Annotated in this window: 16 protein-coding genes; 4 read left to right on the top strand and 12 right to left on the bottom strand. The window is 68.7% G+C overall.

From position 1 onward, the window contains the following. Positions 1-88 precede the first annotated feature (88 nt). The 11 genes from htpG to pafA form a co-directional block, all read right to left on the bottom strand. Complete coding sequence (gene htpG, locus OG205_RS17275) at positions 89-1,933, bottom strand: molecular chaperone HtpG (RefSeq protein ID WP_330277273.1); 1,845 nt, start codon at positions 1,931-1,933, stop codon at positions 89-91. Between the two features lie 43 nt (positions 1,934-1,976). After that, entirely contained in the window at positions 1,977-2,837 is an 861-nt protein-coding gene (locus OG205_RS17280; RefSeq protein WP_330277274.1) for a diacylglycerol/lipid kinase family protein, read from the bottom strand. Further along, on the bottom strand, positions 2,834-3,742 hold the full coding sequence (gene tatC, locus OG205_RS17285) for a twin-arginine translocase subunit TatC (RefSeq protein WP_330278175.1): 909 nt from the start codon (positions 3,740-3,742) through the stop codon (positions 2,834-2,836). The genes OG205_RS17280 and tatC overlap by 4 nt, the downstream gene beginning before the upstream one ends. A 112-nt stretch (positions 3,743-3,854) precedes the next feature. Next, complete coding sequence (gene tatA, locus OG205_RS17290; RefSeq protein ID WP_330277275.1) at positions 3,855-4,145, bottom strand: Sec-independent protein translocase subunit TatA; 291 nt, start codon at positions 4,143-4,145, stop codon at positions 3,855-3,857. Further along, a complete protein-coding gene (locus OG205_RS17295) occupies positions 4,138-4,410 on the bottom strand; it encodes a bacteriophage holin (protein WP_330277276.1) in 273 nt (90 codons plus the stop codon). The genes tatA and OG205_RS17295 overlap by 8 nt, the downstream gene beginning before the upstream one ends. A gap of 18 nt (positions 4,411-4,428) precedes the next feature. Next, positions 4,429-5,400: a helix-turn-helix transcriptional regulator gene (locus OG205_RS17300; RefSeq protein WP_319973100.1), complete on the bottom strand. Its 972-nt coding sequence runs from the start codon at positions 5,398-5,400 to the stop codon at positions 4,429-4,431. Further along, complete coding sequence (locus OG205_RS17305; RefSeq protein ID WP_330277277.1) at positions 5,397-6,362, bottom strand: helix-turn-helix transcriptional regulator; 966 nt, start codon at positions 6,360-6,362, stop codon at positions 5,397-5,399. Before OG205_RS17305 ends, OG205_RS17300 begins: the two co-directional genes overlap by 4 nt. A 61-nt stretch (positions 6,363-6,423) precedes the next feature. Then, positions 6,424-7,275, bottom strand: a complete 852-nt coding sequence (locus OG205_RS17310) for an alpha/beta fold hydrolase (RefSeq protein ID WP_442916787.1) — start codon at positions 7,273-7,275, stop codon at positions 6,424-6,426. A 58-nt stretch (positions 7,276-7,333) separates the two neighbouring features. After that, entirely contained in the window at positions 7,334-7,966 is a 633-nt protein-coding gene (locus tag OG205_RS17315) for a uridine kinase family protein (protein ID WP_330277279.1), read from the bottom strand. Positions 7,967-7,979: 13 nt separating this feature from the next. Then, positions 7,980-8,984: an oxidoreductase gene (locus OG205_RS17320; protein WP_330277280.1), complete on the bottom strand. Its 1,005-nt coding sequence runs from the start codon at positions 8,982-8,984 to the stop codon at positions 7,980-7,982. Positions 8,985-9,016: 32 nt separating this feature from the next. Next, positions 9,017-10,375: a Pup--protein ligase gene (gene pafA, locus OG205_RS17325; protein WP_093587937.1), complete on the bottom strand. Its 1,359-nt coding sequence runs from the start codon at positions 10,373-10,375 to the stop codon at positions 9,017-9,019. Positions 10,376-10,491: 116 nt separating this feature from the next. Between pafA and OG205_RS17330 the strand changes: the two genes are divergently transcribed. Genes OG205_RS17330 through OG205_RS17345 form a run of 4 tightly spaced genes read left to right on the top strand, consistent with a single transcriptional unit; the run spans position 10,492 to position 15,703 of the window. Next, the gene (locus tag OG205_RS17330) at positions 10,492-11,856 is read left to right on the top strand and encodes a bifunctional phosphatase PAP2/diacylglycerol kinase family protein (protein ID WP_330278176.1); all 1,365 of its coding nucleotides are present in this window, start codon (positions 10,492-10,494) and stop codon (positions 11,854-11,856) included. A gap of 41 nt (positions 11,857-11,897) precedes the next feature. Then, on the top strand, positions 11,898-12,653 hold the full coding sequence (locus OG205_RS17335; protein WP_330277281.1) for an IclR family transcriptional regulator: 756 nt from the start codon (positions 11,898-11,900) through the stop codon (positions 12,651-12,653). Between the two features lie 46 nt (positions 12,654-12,699). Beyond that, entirely contained in the window at positions 12,700-14,190 is a 1,491-nt protein-coding gene (gene glpK / locus OG205_RS17340) for a glycerol kinase GlpK (RefSeq protein WP_442916788.1), read from the top strand. Further along, positions 14,183-15,703: a glycerol-3-phosphate dehydrogenase/oxidase gene (locus OG205_RS17345; protein ID WP_330277283.1), complete on the top strand. Its 1,521-nt coding sequence runs from the start codon at positions 14,183-14,185 to the stop codon at positions 15,701-15,703. The genes glpK and OG205_RS17345 overlap by 8 nt, the downstream gene beginning before the upstream one ends. Here OG205_RS17345 and OG205_RS17350 read toward each other — a convergent pair. Next, positions 15,700-15,894: a hypothetical protein gene (locus OG205_RS17350; RefSeq protein ID WP_330277284.1), complete on the bottom strand. Its 195-nt coding sequence runs from the start codon at positions 15,892-15,894 to the stop codon at positions 15,700-15,702. The two genes, OG205_RS17345 and OG205_RS17350, sit on opposite strands and share 4 nt — an antisense overlap. Between the last annotated feature and the right edge of the window lie 6 nt (positions 15,895-15,900).

The raw sequence follows: 15,900 nt of genomic DNA on the forward strand, positions 1-15,900 counted from the left end.
AATCGCCGCCGAGATAGATTAACTTCAATCAACACTGAAACGACAGAGGGCGATGTCCCTCGGACATCGCCCTCCACCTGCGGTTTTGTCAGAACGTGCGCTGCACCCGGTCCGCCACCAGCTTCACGAAACGGGACGGGTCGGCGAGCTCGCCACCCTCAGCCAGCAGCGCCAGCCCGTAGATGAGCTCGGCCGTGTCGGCCAACGACTCGCGTTCGCCCGCCGCGAACGCCCCGTGCAGCCCCTCGACCAGCGGGTGCGACGGGTTGAGCTCCAGGATCCGCTTGATCTTCGGCAGCTCCTGTCCCATCGCCTTGTACATCTTCTCCAGCGTCGGAGTGATGTCGTAGGAGTCACCGACGACGCACGCCGGTGAGGTCGTCAGGCGCGTGGACAGACGCACGTCCTTGACGTCGTCCTCCAACTGCTCCTTCAGCCACGTCAGCAGGTCGCCGAACTCCGCGGCCTTGGCCTCGTTGGCCGTCTTCTCCTCGTCGGTCTCCAGGTCGACCTGACCCTTGGCGACGGACTGGAACGGCTTGCCGTCGAACGCGGGAACGGAGTCGACCCACATCTCGTCGATCGTGTCGGTGAGGATCAGCACCTCGAATCCCTTGGCGCGCAAGGCCTCCATGTGCGGCGAGTTCTCGACGGACGTCCGCGAGTCGCCGGTCATGTAGTAGATGTGCTCCTGGCCGTCCTTCATCCGCGAGACGTACTCGGCGAGCGTCGTCATCGAGTCCGCGGAGTTCGTCGAGGCGAAGGAGCAGACCTCCAGGATCGCGTCGCGGTTGTCCGAGTCGGAGAGCAGGCCCTCCTTCAGCGCCGCGCCGACCTCGCCCCACAGCTTCGCGTAGTCGTCGGGACGCGAGGACTGCAGCGACTTGATCGAGGAGAGCACCTTCTTCACCAGACGGCGGCGCATCAGCTGGATCTGGCGGTCCTGCTGCAGGATCTCGCGCGAGACGTTCAGCGAGAGGTCCGCCGCGTCGACGACACCCTTCACGAACCGCAGGTACTCCGGCATCAGCTCGGCGCAGTCCTCCATGATGAAGACGCGCTTCACGTAGAGCTGCACACCGCGCTTGCCGTCACGCATGAACAGGTCCATCGGCGCCTGCGCGGGCAGGAACAGCAGGGCCTGGTACTCGAACGTGCCCTCCGCCTGCATGCGGATGGTCTCGAGCGGCGCGTTCCAGTCGTGGCTGATGTGGCGGTAGAACTCGGCGTACTCCTCCTCCGTCACCTCGGAGGCCGGGCGCGCCCACAGGGCCTTGCGGGAGTTGATCTCCTCGCCGCCCAGGCGCACCGGCCAGGTGATGAAGTCCGAGTAGCGCTTGACGATCTCGCGGATCTTCGCCGGCTCGGTGTAGTCGGGCAGGCGGTCCTCGTCGTCGGACGGCTTGAGGTGCAACGTGACCGAGGTGCCCTGGGGCGCGTCGTCCACGTCGTCGATCGTGTACGTGGCCTCGCCGGACGACTCCCAGCGCACGCCCTTCTCGGCGTGCGGGTACTTCGTCACGAGGGTGACCTTGTCCGCCACCATGAACGACGAGTAGAAGCCGATGCCGAACTGGCCGATCAGGTCCGACGTGCTGCCGGACTGCTGATCCTTGAGCTGCTTCAGGAACTCCGCGGTGCCGGACTTCGCGATCGTGCCGATGAGCCGCACGACGTCCTCGCGGGTCATGCCGATGCCGTTGTCCCGCACGGTCAGCGTGCGCTCGGCCGGATCGGACTCGATCACGACGTGCAGGTCGTCGACGTCGACGACCATGTCCTTGTCGCGGAACGATTCCAGCCGCAGCTTGTCCAGCGCGTCGGAGGCGTTCGAGACCAGCTCGCGCAGGAACGTGTCCTTGTTCGAGTAGATCGAGTGGATCATCAGCTGCAGCAGCTGACGTGCCTCGGACTGAAACTGCAGAGTCTCCATGCATCCCTACCGAAAAACGAAACGAACCGAACAGTCCGACAATTTAGCGACCCATGACTGTGAGAGCGCCTGGAACCGTCCGAACTGAGACGGGCAATGCCTCCTGGCGTTCGCCGTCGGCGTAAGCGATCCAGCCGTTGCCACCGGAAAGAGAGACCTCACGCGCCCGGAACGTCCGCACCGCCGGATGTTCGGTGTGCTTGCCCGTGCGCAACGTCGGCAGCATCCGCATCAGCATCGTGCGGCTGCCGTGCTCCACGACCGTCACGTCGAACAGACCGTCGTTGGCGTCCGCACCAGGGCACACGGGGATCCCGCCGCCGTAGTTCGGCGTGTTGCCGATCGCCACGAGCGTCGCGTCCAGTTCGAACGTCTCGTTCTCGGTCGTCACGACCAGAGGCGCCGACTTCAGCGACGCGAGCTCGGCCACGATCGCGAGGTCGTAGCGGCGCGGACCGGCAGGCCAGCGCATCGCGTTCGCCCGCTCGTTGACCGCGGAGTCGAACCCGGCGCACAGCACCGTCGCGAACCACTGCCCCGTCGACAACCGGCCCAGGTCCAGGGTCTTCTTCGTGCCGTGCACGACGTCCTCGACCGACTGCGACCCCACGGCCACGGCCAGGTCGTTCCCGGTGCCGGCCGGGACGATGCCCAGCGAAGTGGACGTGCCCGCGACCGCCTGAAGACCCAGGTGGGCGGCACCGTCACCGCCGAGGACGACCAGCAGGTCCACACCGTCCGCGACGGCCTCACGGGCCATCGCGAGCGTGCCCTCGGCGTCGTGCGCGACGAGTTGCCGCAGCGACGAGACGTGCGGACGCAACGCGGCGGCGGTCGACCCGGCCATCCGGGCCGCCCGCCCCTTGCCCGACGCGGGGCACACCAGTAAGGCGGCCCGCGTCACGTGGCGTCGTCGTAGTTCACGCGCTTCGAGGGCTCCGAAGCGATGGCCTTCTCACCGGGGTCGTTGCCGTCGTCGTCGGACGCCACGTAGTTGAACGGCGCCGCCTCGTCGTCGTCGAGCTCGTCCAGGCCCTCGGCCGCGCGCAGCTTCGCCTTGCGCTTGTCGTGCACGCGGGAGATCTGGATCGCCATCTCGAACAGCACCGACAACGCGAGGGCCAGCACGACCATCGAGATCGGGTCGGTGCCGGGCGTCGCGATCGCGGCGAACACGAACAGGCCCATCAGCAGGCCGCGCCGCCACTTCGACAGCCGTTCGTAGGACAGCACGCCCGCGCGGTTGAGCATCACCACGACCAGGGGGAGCAGGAAGCTCACCCCGAAGATGAACAGCATCGTGATGACGAAGTTGATGTACTTGCTACCGGTGAGCGCCGTGACCCAGTTGTCGCCACCGAAACCGAGCAGCACCTTCAGGCCCTGCGGCACCACCAGGTACGCGAGCACCGCGCCGGCCACGAACAGCAGCGCGCCGGCGCCGACGAACACGCGGGCGAACTTGCGTTCCTTCAGGTACAGGCCGGGCGTGATGAACGCCCAGATCTGGTACAGCCACAGCGGGCTGAGCAGCACCGCGCCCGCCGCCGTGCCGACCTGCAGCTGCACGAGGAAGATCTCGAACGGCTCGGTCTGCAGCAACGCGCAGGTGCCGTCGTTGGTGATCTTGGCCCGGTACTTCTCCAGATCCGGCTGGCAGTACGGCCCCGTCAGAATGTCACCCAGCGACGGGATCGGGCCGAGCCGCACCTGGAACCAGATGAAACCGAAGATGGCTCCGACCGCGATGACCAGCATCGCCAGGCCGAGCCGGTACCTCAGCTCGTAAAGGTGCTCTTTGAGCGACATCGTGCCGTCGGCGCTTCCCCGACGGCGCCTGCCGCGTTCCCGGCGTTCAGCCACCCACCGGAACGGACTTGCCACCGCGTCGACCGTCCTTACAAGTCAGGAGACCGGAAGGTCAGTTGTTCGCCTTGTTCTGCGTGGTCTGCTCGATGGGAGGCGCGACCTGGGGCTGCTGGATCGGCTGCGGCTGAGCCGGGGGGAGCTGCTGGACCGGCTGCTGCACGGGCTGCTGCTGCACCGGCGCGTCGTCCGCGTCCTGGTTGTCGCGCAGGCCCTTGGTCTCAGCCTTGAAGATCTTCGCCGACTTGCCGAGCGAACGCGCCATGTCAGGAAGCTTCTTCGCACCGAACAGCAGAATGATCACCACTGCGATGATGATCAGCTCGGTGGGTCCGAGGTTACCCATTGGTGATCCTCCTGTCTCCCCCGTCACGACGATCGTACGCGGGGTTTGCCCTGGTGCGGGCCTGTTCCTTGGGGCGTCGTTGTGCGAAGGCCACCTTCAGCGCAGCCGATCGCGCCTTGAGCATGCCCACGCCGTCCCCGACCCTGTCCCCCACCAGAGTGCGGGCACGGGCGAATCGGCGCAAGGATCCGAGGACTCGGACCATGATCGCGACGAGCACGATCAGGCCGAGCGCGATCAGCGCCAGGGTCGGTGTCGACGGCACAACCACAACCTATACGTCTTAGGTGGACAGCAGGTGATCTGCCCGGCGCAATGCCTCCCGCGCCTGGCGCACCACCTCGTCCGCCAGTTCCGCCGGCTGCTCTACGTGCACGTCGCCGCCCAGCCCGAGGAGCAGGCGGACCATCCAGGACGGGTCGTCGTAGCGCATGAGGACACGCGTGCGGCCGTCCGAGAGCTCGGCGGAGTGATCGACCGGGTAGTACTCGGCGACCCAGTGCGCGTCCGGTTCCAGCAGCAGCACCGCGACCTTCTGGTCGTCCCTGGGGTGGAACAACCCCTCCGACGTATCGGTCAGCTGGGCGTGCGGCGGAGGCGACGACGGCTCGTCGAGCACCTCGACCTCGTCGATGCGGTCGAGCCGGAACAACCGCACGCCGAGCGCCGAACGGCACCATCCTTCGAGGTAACCGCGCCCCTCCACGAGCAGCAGACGCATCGGATCGACCACTCGGTCGCTCATCGCGTCGTGCGACTGCGAGTAGTAACGGATGCGCACGGCCCGTTCGCGCTTCACGGCGTCCTGTACGGCGGCGCGGACCTCCGCGGTCTCCCCGCGTTCGAACGCGCCGAGCCCGACCACCATGCCCGCGGGCTGCGCCTTGCCGACCGCCGCCTCGATCTTCGCCAGCGCCCGCTGCACGGCGTCCGTGTCGACCACACCGGGCGTGTCGGCCAGCGCCCGCAGCGCGACCAGCAGCGACGCCGCCTCGGCCGCGGTGAGGCGCAGCGGCCGGTCGAGGCCCGCGTCGAACGAGACGGTGATCGTCTCGCCCTCGAACGACAGGTCGATCAGGTCGCCGGGCCCGTAGCCGGGCAGGCCGCACATCCACAGCAGTTCGAGGTCCTTGCGCAGCTGCTTGGGCGTGATGCCGAAGTCGGCCGCGGCCTCCTTGATGGTGATGGCGGGCCTCGTGAGCAGGTACGGCACGAGTGCGAGCAGGCGCGGCAGCCGTTCGTTCGACGCGGTCACCGCGCTCCTTCCAGTGCGCCCTGCAGGCGGTCGCGGACCGACTTGGCCAGGACCTCGGGTTCCAGCACCACGACGTCGGGCCCGAACCCGGCGAGCCACTTGGCCGCCGAGTCGGGGAACTTCAGGTCGATCTCGACGACGTCGCCGCCGTCGCGTTCCTCGACGACCTTGGCGTGCCGCCGCAGCCCCTGCGCCCGGTTCTTGGCCACCCAGATCTTGGCGGGCGCCGTGTGGTGCGGAGCGACCTCCGTGCGCGCGATGAGGCTCATCAGGTCCGTGCCTTCAGGCACGGTGACCACGCCGGGCTTGCCCACGGGCCGTACCTGTCCCATGACGCGTGAGAGCCGGAAGCAGCGCGTGTCGTTGCGATCGCGGTCCCAGCCGACGAGGTACCACTTGCCGCGCCAGGCGACCACGCCCCACGGCTCGACCGTGCGTTCCTTGTACCCGCCGGGCGGCGGCTTGCGGTACTCGAACGAGACGACCTGTCCCGCCTGCACGGCCTGCAGCAACGGCGGGAAAGCGGGCTCGTTCGCGCGCACCTTGGGCTCGACGGCTGCGGGCGTGTCCTGGTCGACGTCCACGCCGGCGGCCCGCAGCTTGATCAACGCCCCGTGCACCGCGCCCGTGAGCTGCGGCGAGTCCCAGAGCCGGGCGGCCAGCGCCACGGCGGCGGCCTCGTCGGGTTCGAGGTCGATGTCGCCGAGCTCGTAGTCACGCCGCGCGATCCGGTACCCGTCCTCCGCGCCCTCGGCGTTGGACTGCCGCCCGGTCTCGAGCGGCACGCCGAGATCCCGCAGCTCGGACTTGTCCCTTTCGAACATGCGGAAGAACGCCTCGTCCGTCGGCGCTTCGTGATAGCCGGGGACGATGGCGCGGATGCGCTCCGCTGTCAGGTACTGACGGGTCGACAGCAGGCACAGCACCAGGTTGACAAGGCGTTCGGCGCGTGCGATGGCCACGGAGAGACCCTAACGCGTGCGCGCACCGAAACCTCATCACCACCTGTCGTCAACGGTCAGTTCAGAACAGGGTCCGCAGTTCCCGGACCAGTTCGACAGGTGCTTCCTCGGCCATGTGGTGCCCGCAGTCGAGGGCACGTACTCGCACGTCATCCGCCCACTCGGCCCAGATCCCCGGCAGGTCGTCGTACAGGTCGCCGAGGTCGTCCCCGGCGGACCACAGGGCCAGCACCGGGCACGAGATCTTCCGCCCGGCGGCACGGTCCTCGTCGTCGTGCTGACGGTCGACCTCCAGACCGGCGCGGTAGTCACCGCACATCGCCAGCACGGTCTCCGGGTCGTGGATCGCCCGCTGGAAGTCGGCCCAGTTCTCCACGCCCATCGCCAGCGGGGTGTCGTGGTAGCGGCGGCCGTACCAGAGGCCGGGGTCCTGGTTGATCATCGCGGCCGCGAGTTCCTGCTGTGCCAGGAAGAACCAGTGGTACCAGTCCTGCGCGAACCGGGCGTCGCAGCGACTGAGGTGGGCGCCGATCGGCAGCCCGTCGAGCACGGCGAGCCGCGTGACCCTCTCCGGGTGGTCGAGCGCGAGCCGGATGGCCGCGGCGGCGCCCCGGTCGTGACCGGCGACGGCGAACTTCTCGTGGCCCAGCTGGCTCATCAGGTTCACGAAGTCGCGCGCCATGGCGCGTTTCGAGTAGTCACCGGGTTTGCTGGACTCGCCGTAACCGCGAAGATCCGGGCACACGACCGTGTAGTCGTCAGCGAGCAACGGTGCGACGCGGTGCCATGTCGTGTGGGTGCGCGGATGGCCGTGCAAGAGGAGGACCGGCGGCCCTGCACCACCGGTCCTCACTCGCAGATTGGCCTCGCCAACGTCCCTGCAACGCAACGAGAATCCGTCGAACACCTGCACCGGCTACCCCGCTCGGGAGCGGCCGACACGTCCTTTTTCGCCAGACGCCCCGCAGGCGTTACACCCCGACGACGATCTCGGACTCGGGATCGTGGTCGAGCGTGGTCGTACCTGCCACGACGACGGTCGCCGTGCGCCACGGCCGTTCGCGTAACAGGAACGGCAACTCCTCGGCCAGCCACGCGGCGACGTGCCGTTGCTGATCGGCGGAGTCACCGTCGCGGGCGACCAGTCGCCGTTCCTGCTCGTCCAGATCACCCTGAATCCAGAGGGAGGCGTCGATCCACGGAGCGCACTGCTCCCGGATGATCCCGGTGCCCTCGATCCACACGACGTCCAACCCGGACACGACGTGGATCGCGCCGGGCCGGTCGTGTTCGACCCAGGCCGCCGGCCGGAACGTCACCGGCTCACCCCGGTGCAGGGGCGCCAGGACGTTCTCGACCAGCAGATCTCCCCAGTCGAAGTACGCGTGGTTCCAGGCGATGTCGTCGGTGTGCACCACTTCGGACCTGGGAACGATCCTCCGCAGCCGTTCGACGAGCGTGGACTTCCCGGCACCGCCGCGCCCGTCGACCGCGACGAGCAGAGGACGCCCATCAGGCGCCTCCTCCCGCAGTCGCCGCACGACGTCGGCCAGCCTTGTGACCCGCCACCCCGCCGCTTCGGTCTCACCCGGATGCAGACGCATCCCCCGTCTCCTCTCAGGTCCGGCCGACGCGCCCCTTCTCCCCGGCCGCCCAGCAGGTGGAACCGACGCAGTCCACAGTGTCGAAACTCCCCGTGTCCGCGACCTTCCAGGACTTGCCGTCCCTGCTGGTGTCCGTCCCGGACGGACCGACCGCGACCAGCCCGTCACCCCGGTAGGCGATGCCGGACCGATACCCGACAGGAGCCTGCTTGCCCGCCGTCCACCCGCGACCGTCGTTGGTGACGAACGCCGGCGTCGGATCGGTCGGCTTCAGGTAGTCCCCGCCAATGGCCACACCCCGCCACGGCGTCTTGAACGCCACCGCGAACACCCCGGCCGCCTCACCGGTGGGCAACGGGGTGTCGGAGGCCCTCCACGACCGCCCACCGTCCCGCGACTCCAGCACCCGTGCCTTCGCGCCGCCGCCGGTCGCGATCCACGCGTGGTTGCCACTGGTCGTCACGCACTGCCCGGACGCCGCGAACGCGAACTCGCCCGGCAACGCGTCCGGCATGCCCTTGGTGTCGTTGACGTGCCACGACCGACCGCCGTCCCACGTCCTGAGGACCCGGAACTTGCCGTCCACGGGATCGCTCAACGCCAGCCCGCGGAACCGGTCGAAGAACGCCACGCAGTCGTAGAACGCCTTCGGATCGGTGTTGCGGAACTCCTCCTGCCAGTTCTTACCGCCGTCGGACGTGCGGTAGATCCGCGACGACTCGCCCTCACCGATCGACAGCGCCACAGCGTTGCGCGCGTCGAAGGCCTCGATGTCGCGGAACTCCAGCGCCTCGGTGCCGGGCGGCCCCACGGAGTCCCAGGACCGGCCGCCGTTCGTGGTGCGCAGGACGGTGCCCTTGGAGCCGCTGACCCACGCGACCTGCCCGCTGACCGCGGACAGGCCTCGGAAGCGCGCGTCGGTGCCGGTGGGTTTCAGGTCCCAGAAGGTGTCGTCCGATGCCGAAGCCACCCCGGGAAGTATCAGGAAAGCAGCGAGTGCCGCCGCGATGATCCTCATGCGACGGCACTCTGCCACTTCTCACAGTCTCGCTACAGCGACGAAATGAGCCTTTCGACGCGCTCGTCCACCGCGCGGAACGGGTCCTTGCACAGCACGGTGCGCTGCGCCTGGTCGTTCAGCTTCAGGTGCACCCAGTCGACGGTGAAGTCGCGACCGGCGGCCTGGGCGGCGGCGATGAAGTCACCGCGCAGCTTGGCCCGCGTGGTCTGCGGCGGGGTGTCCTTGGCGGCCTCGATCTCGCCGTCGTCGGTCACTCGCTCGACCTGGCCCTTGCGCTGCAGCAGGTCGAACACGCCGCGGCCGCGACGGATGTCGTGGTAGGCGAGGTCGATCTGGGCGATGCGCGGGTTGGACAGGTCCATGTTGTGCTTTTCCATGTACCGGTTCATCAGGCGGTTCTTGATGGCCCAGTCGATCTCGCGGTCGATCTTCGTCAGGTCCTGGGCCTCGACGGCGTCGAGGGTGCGGCCCCAGAGTTCGAGGACGCGCTCCGCCATCGGGTCCGGTGAGCGCTTGGCGCAGTGCTCGACGGCCTTCTCGAAGTACTCGCGCTGGATGTCGAGCGCGGACGCTTCCTTGCCGCCCGCGAGACGAACGGTGCGGCGGCCGGTCAGGTCGTGGGAGATCTCGCGGATGGCTCGGATCGGGTTGTCCAGCGAGAAGTCGCGGAACTGGACGCCCTGCTCGATCATCTCGAGCACGAGGTTCGCGCTGCCGACCTTCAGCAGCGTCGTCACCTCGGACATGTTCGAGTCGCCGACGATGACGTGCAGGCGCCGGTAACGCTCGGCGTCGGCGTGCGGCTCGTCGCGGGTGTTGATGATCGGGCGGGAGCGGGTGGTCGCGGACGACACGCCCTCCCAGATGTGCTCGGCGCGCTGCGAGAGGCAGTACACGGCGCCGCGCGGGGTCTGCAGGACCTTGCCGGCGCCGCAGATCAGCTGCCTGGTCACCAGGAACGGCAGCAGCACGTCCGCGATGCGCGAGAACTCGCCGGCCCGTGCGACCAGGTAGTTCTCGTGGCAGCCGTAGGAGTTGCCGGCCGAGTCGGTGTTGTTCTTGAACAGGAAGATGTCGCCGCCGATGCCCTCGTCGGCGAGCCTGCGCTCGGCGTCGACGAGCAGGTCCTCGAGGATCCGCTCACCCGCCTTGTCGTGCGTGACGAGCTGCGCCAGGTCGTCGCACTCGGCCGTGGCGTACTCCGGGTGGGAGCCGACGTCGAGGTAGAGCCGGGAGCCGTTGCGCAAGAAGACGTTGGAAGAACGTCCCCACGAGACGACGCGGCGGAACAAGTACCGCGCGACCTCGTCCGGGGACAGACGACGCTGCCCGTGGAAGGTGCAGGTCACCCCGAATTCTGTCTCAATGCCGAAGATCCGCCGCTGCATGCCTCAACAGTAGGCGACTCTCAGGCGGAGCAGGGTGATCCGTTCGGGCGGCACGCCGGTTGCGGTTTAGTGTCGGAGGGGTGTGGAAACGGGTCAGCGCTCTCGACAAGAAGCTCATGGCATCCTCTGCCGGACTGCCTGCGAGCAGGCTCGACAGGGGTTTGAAGAGGCTTTCGAAAGCCGCCAACCACAGCCTGCTGTGGTTCGTCGTAGCGGCGATTCTGGCGACCAGGAAAGGCCCGTACCGGCGTGGTGCGATGCGGGGTCTTGCGGCCATCGCCGGGGCCTCTGCCAGCGCGAACCTCGTCGGGAAGTCACTTTTTCCGCGCCGGCGACCCGCCGCGGATCTGCTCGCGATGGACCGCAGGCTGTCCAAGCGTCCGACGTCGTCGTCATTCCCGTCCGGTCACTCCGCGTCAGCGGCCGCTTTCGCCACGGCGGTAGCGATGGAATCCCCCAAAGCAGGCATGGTGGTGGCGCCGATCGCCGCCGCCGTCGCGTATTCACGCGTTCACACGGGCGTTCATTGGCCGACAGATGTCGCGGCCGGCGCCGCGGTGGGTGTCGGCGCCGCGGTGCTCACGCGCCGCTGGTGGCCACTCGGGTTGAACGAGCCCGCGTCGGCCTACGAACACGCCGACCTGACGTCGTTGCAGGACGGCGAAGGCCTGGTCGTGGTGGTGAACCCGTTCTCGGGCATCGGGCCGGATCCGACGCCGCAGATCACCGAGGAGTGGCCGAAGGCGCAGATCGTCTCGGTCGAGGAACTCGACGACCTGCCCGACGCGAAGGCGCTGGGTGTGGCCGGTGGCGACGGGACCGTGGCCACCGTGGCGGCCATCGCGGCCGAGCGCGACCTGCCGATGGTGCTCATCCCCTCCGGCACGTTGAACCACTTCGCGCGGGACGTGGGCATCACCGGTCTGCACGACACGGCGCAGGCGGTCGCCGACGGCGTGGGCGTGCGGGTGGACCTGGCGCAGGTCAACGACCAGTGGTTCGTCAACACGGCGTCGCTGGGCGGCTACCCGGACATGGTGCGGATCCGCGAGAAGCTGGAAAAGCGCTGGGGCAAGTGGCCCGCGGCCGGGATCGCGATGTTCCGTGTCCTGCAGCGCGCGAAGCCACTGCACATGACCATCGACGGCGACAAGCACCTCGTGTGGATGCTGTTCGTGGGCAACGGGCCGTACCGGCCGAAGGGCTTCGCGCCGACCATGCGGCCCCGGCTGGACGACGGGCTGCTCGACGTGCGCTTCGTCCGTGCGGACCGGAAGTACTCGCGGACCAGGTTCTTCCTGGGCGCCCTGCTCGGGGCGTTGGAGCACTCGCGCATGTACAAGCACTTCGAGGTGGCCTCGTTGAACGTCGAGGTGCACGGTGCGCCCATCTCGATCGCGACGGACGGCGAGGTCCGGGAGAAGGCCAACCACTTCAAGTTCCGTTCGCGGGCGGCCGCGCTGGGAATCTATCGGCCGTAAGTGTTCGACATTGTCGAACGTGCGCAGCTAGAGTGGGGTGCGTGCCCGGACCCATTCAGTCCATTCAGCGCGCGGCCGAGGTCCTGAAGCTGCTCGCCCACGGCGGCGCGCACCAGCTGAGCGTCGGCGAGATCGCGCGCGCCCTGGACCTCGCGAAACCGACGGTGCACGGCATCCTGCGGACGTTGCAGGAGGTCGGGTTCGTCGAGCAGGAGGTCGAGGGCGGCAAGTACCGCCTGGGTGCCGCGCTGTTCCAGATCGGCACGAGCTACCTGGACGGCAACGAGCTGCGCGCCAAGGCGTTGAACTGGTCGGACACGTTGGCGATGCGTGCGCGCGAGGCGGTGCGCATCGGCGTGATGCACGGAAAGCACGTGCTCGTCGTACATCACGTGTTCCGGCCGGACAACAGCCGGCAGACGCTCGACACCGGCGCCCTGCTGCCGTGGAACGCGACGGCCCTGGGCAAGGCGCTGGTCGCGTTCGGCGAGTGGCCGGACGGCGACCTACAGCGGTTCACTCGGCACACCCTCAACCCCGAGCAGCTCGCCGACTCCATGAACGAGGTCCGCGACCGCGACTGGGCCTACGACCTGCATGAACTGGTCGAGGGCGAGGCGTCGGTGGCGGCGCCGATCCGGGACAAACGCGGTGTGGTCGTGGGCGCGGTCGGCATCTCCGGGCCGGTCGAGCGGCTGTGCGACTCACCCGACCAGCCGCCGCGCCTCGAACTCGTGTCCTACGTACGTGAGGCAGCTCGCAGCGTTTCGAGGGAGCTCGGCGGCCTCTCCTGGTAGTACTGTGGAATCGTTCGACAATGTCGAATGGTTCGCACAAAGGAGTGTGCACGTGGCTTACATCGCGGCGATCGACCAGGGCACCACGTCGTCCCGGTGCATCGTGTTCGACCAGTCCGGCGGAATCGTGTCGGTCGCTCAGCGCGAGCACCGCCAGATCTTCCCGAAGCCGGGCCGCGTGGAGCACGACGCGACCGAGATCTGGACGAACGTGCAGGCCGTCGTGCGCGACGCTCTCTCTCACGCGTCACTGACGTACGCCGACATCGCCGCGTTCGGCATCACGAACCAGCGCGAGACGACGGTCGTGTGGGACAAGGCGACCGGCGAGCCCGTGCACAACGCGATCGTCTGGCAGGACACGCGCACGGACGCGTTGATCAAACAGCTCGGCGACCAGGACCGGTTCCGCGAACGCTCCGGACTCCCCCTGGCCACCTACTTCTCCGGCCCGAAGTTGCGCTGGCTGCTCGACAACGTCGACGGCCTGCGCGCACGGGCCGAACGCGGCGAGGTCGTGTTCGGCACCATGGACACCTGGCTGATCTGGAACCTGACCGGCCGCCACGTCACCGACGTCACGAACGCGTCGCGCACCATGCTGATGAACCTGGAGACCCTCGACTGGGACCAGGAGCTCGTCGACGCGATGGACGTGCCGCGAGAGATGCTTCCCGAGATCCGGTCCTCCTCCGAGGTGTACGGCACCTACGAGGGCGTGCCCGTCGCGTCGGCGCTGGGCGACCAGCAGGCCGCGCTGTTCGGCCAGACCTGCTTCGAGCCCGGCGAGGGCAAGTGCACCTACGGCACCGGCGCGTTCCTGCTGATCAACACCGGTGGCAAGCCGGTGCGGTCACAGAACGGCCTGCTCACCACCGTCGGCTACAAGATCGGCGACGAGCCGGCTGCGTACGCGCTGGAGGGCGCGGTCGCGGTGACGGGCGCGCTGGTGCAGTGGTTCCGCGACAAGATCGGGCTGATCTCGTCGGCGGCGGAGATCGAAACGCTCGCACGGACCGTGGACGACAACGGCGGTGCGTACTTCGTGCCCGCGTTCTCCGGACTCTTCGCACCGCACTGGCGCAGTGACGCGCGTGGCGTGATCGCCGGACTGACGGGCTACATCTCGCGCGGGCACCTCGCACGGGCCGTGCTGGAGGCATCGGCATGGCAGACGCGTGAGGTCGTGGACGCGATGAACGCCGACGCTGTGAATGCCCGCTCGGCAGCGGACCTCACGACGTTGCGCGTCGACGGCGGCATGACGGCGAACAACCTGCTCATGCAGTTCCTGTCGGACGTGCTGGACGTGCCGGTGGTGCGTCCGATCGTGGCCGAGACGACGTGCCTGGGCGCGGCGTACGCGGCAGGCCTCGCGGTGGGCTACTGGAGCACCACCGACGAGCTGAAAGCCAACTGGCACAAGGCGGCCGAGTGGGAGCCGTCAATGGATCCGGATGCCCGCGACAAGGGCTACCGGAAGTGGAAGAAGGCGGTCGAGCGGACCGTCGGTTGGATGGACGAGGACGATGACTGACCTTTCACAACGAGACAGGGCTCGCGAAGAGCTGCAGCACGGCAAGTTCGACGTCGTCGTGATCGGCGGCGGCATCCTGGGCATCGCGACCACGTGGGCCGCGGCGCGTTCGGGACTGCGGGTGGCGCTGGTGGAGAGCGGCGACTTCGCGGGCGCCACGTCGTCCGCGTCGTCCAAGCTCGTGCACGGCGGCCTGCGCTACCTCGCGATGGGCCCGTCGGCGGTGCCGATGGTGCACGAGAACCACAAGGAACGCCGCGCGCTGGGCGACCACCTGGCCCCGCACCTGGTGCGGCCGCTGCCGTTCCTCGTCCCCGTCTACAAAGGAGGCCCGCACAGCCGGTTCGTGCTGGGCGCGGGCGTCACGCTGTACTCCGCGCTGTCGGGCTTCGGCGACGGCATGGGGAAGGTCCTGTCTGCGCGGAAGGCGCAGGAGTGGGTGCCTGACCTGCGCGCCGACGGTCTGCGCGGTGCCGCGATGTACTACGACCACCAAATGAACGACAGCCGCGTGGCGATCACCGCCGCCCGCGCCGCCGCCGAGGCCGGTGCCGTGCTGCTCAACCACATCTCGGTCGTGGGCCTGCGCAAGACCGGTGCGAAGGTCACCGGGGTCGACCTGCGCGACTCGCTCGGCGAGTTCGGTGTGGACGCGAAGGTCGTCGTGAACGCGACCGGTCCGTGGCTCGACGTGCTGCGGCGCATGGAGGATGCCGCCGCCGACCCGTCGATCCGCCTCTCCAAGGGCTCGCACCTGGTGCTGAAGACGACCTCGGAGTGGAAGGCCGCGCTGACGATCCCGGTCGACGACGTGCGCGTGTCGTTCGCGATCCCGTGGGAGGGCCACCTCCTGCTCGGCACCACCGACGAGGCCTACGAGGGCGACCCGGCCGCGGTCGCGTGCACCGACGCCGACATCGACCAGATCCTGGACGAGGCGGGCGTCGCGGTGTCCGGTCTGGACCGTTCACGGATCGCATACACGTTCGCGGGTCTGAGGGTGCTGCCCGGCGGCCCCGGCGACACCTCGCACGCCAAGCGCGAAACGGTGATCACCGCGGGGTCCGGCGGCATGATCAGCGTGGCCGGCGGCAAGTGGACGACGTTCCGCAAGATCGGCGCGACCGTCCTGGCCCGCGTGAACTCCGAACTCGGCCGCACCTTCGACGGCCCCCTGGACGGCGTCGCGCTCCCCGGCTCGGCGTCGCCCGACACCGTGGGTTCCGTGCTGGGCCACGCGTTCGACGCGCTGCCCGACGACGTGGTCCGCCACCTCGCCACCCACTACGGCACGACGTCGCACGAGGTCGTCGCGCTCGGCCTGGAGAACCCGGCGCTGCTGGAGCGCGTCCACCCGGACGGCCCGGACATCTGGGCGCAGGTCGAGCACGCCCGCCGCGCCGAGTGGGCGTCCGAAGTGGACGACGTGCTGCGCCGCCGCACCACCGTGATGGTCCGCGGCCTCGACTCCCCCGAGGTCCGTTCGCGGGTGTCGGAGCTGCTGGCCTCCTAGAGGGCCGTGGCGCGTTCCACGAGGTATTCGGCCAGTCCGGGTTCCGAGTGGAACGCGCTGCGCACCGCCAGCGTCCCGTCGCACCCCAGTACGACCTCCTCCCGTGATACCGCACGGTGTTCGAGCCGCAGTCCGTCGAGATAGGCGTCGATGATCGCCTCGCGCACGGGCGGCAGGTCCGCGACCGCCATCCGTCC

It is taken from the genome of Lentzea sp. NBC_00516, from assembly GCF_036346835.1.
Lineage (GTDB): Bacteria > Actinomycetota > Actinomycetes > Mycobacteriales > Pseudonocardiaceae > Lentzea > Lentzea sokolovensis.

Bases quoted from the DNA above. Each gene is read 5' to 3' on its own strand.
- htpG (WP_330277273.1), bottom strand. From the start codon at position 1,933: ATGGAGACTCTGCAGTTTCAGTCCGAGGCACGTCAGCTGCTGCAGCTG.
- OG205_RS17350 (WP_330277284.1), bottom strand. From the start codon at position 15,894: ATGGCGGTCGCGGACCTGCCGCCCGTGCGCGAGGCGATCATCGACGCC.
- tatA (WP_330277275.1), bottom strand. From the start codon at position 4,145: ATGGGTAACCTCGGACCCACCGAGCTGATCATCATCGCAGTGGTGATC.
- pafA (WP_093587937.1), bottom strand. From the start codon at position 10,375: ATGCAGCGGCGGATCTTCGGCATTGAGACAGAATTCGGGGTGACCTGC.
- OG205_RS17330 (WP_330278176.1), top strand. From the start codon at position 10,492: ATGGCATCCTCTGCCGGACTGCCTGCGAGCAGGCTCGACAGGGGTTTG.
- OG205_RS17315 (WP_330277279.1), bottom strand. From the start codon at position 7,966: ATGCGTCTGCATCCGGGTGAGACCGAAGCGGCGGGGTGGCGGGTCACA.
- tatC (WP_330278175.1), bottom strand. From the start codon at position 3,742: ATGTCGCTCAAAGAGCACCTTTACGAGCTGAGGTACCGGCTCGGCCTG.
- OG205_RS17345 (WP_330277283.1), top strand. From the start codon at position 14,183: ATGACTGACCTTTCACAACGAGACAGGGCTCGCGAAGAGCTGCAGCAC.
- OG205_RS17320 (WP_330277280.1), bottom strand. From the start codon at position 8,984: ATGAGGATCATCGCGGCGGCACTCGCTGCTTTCCTGATACTTCCCGGG.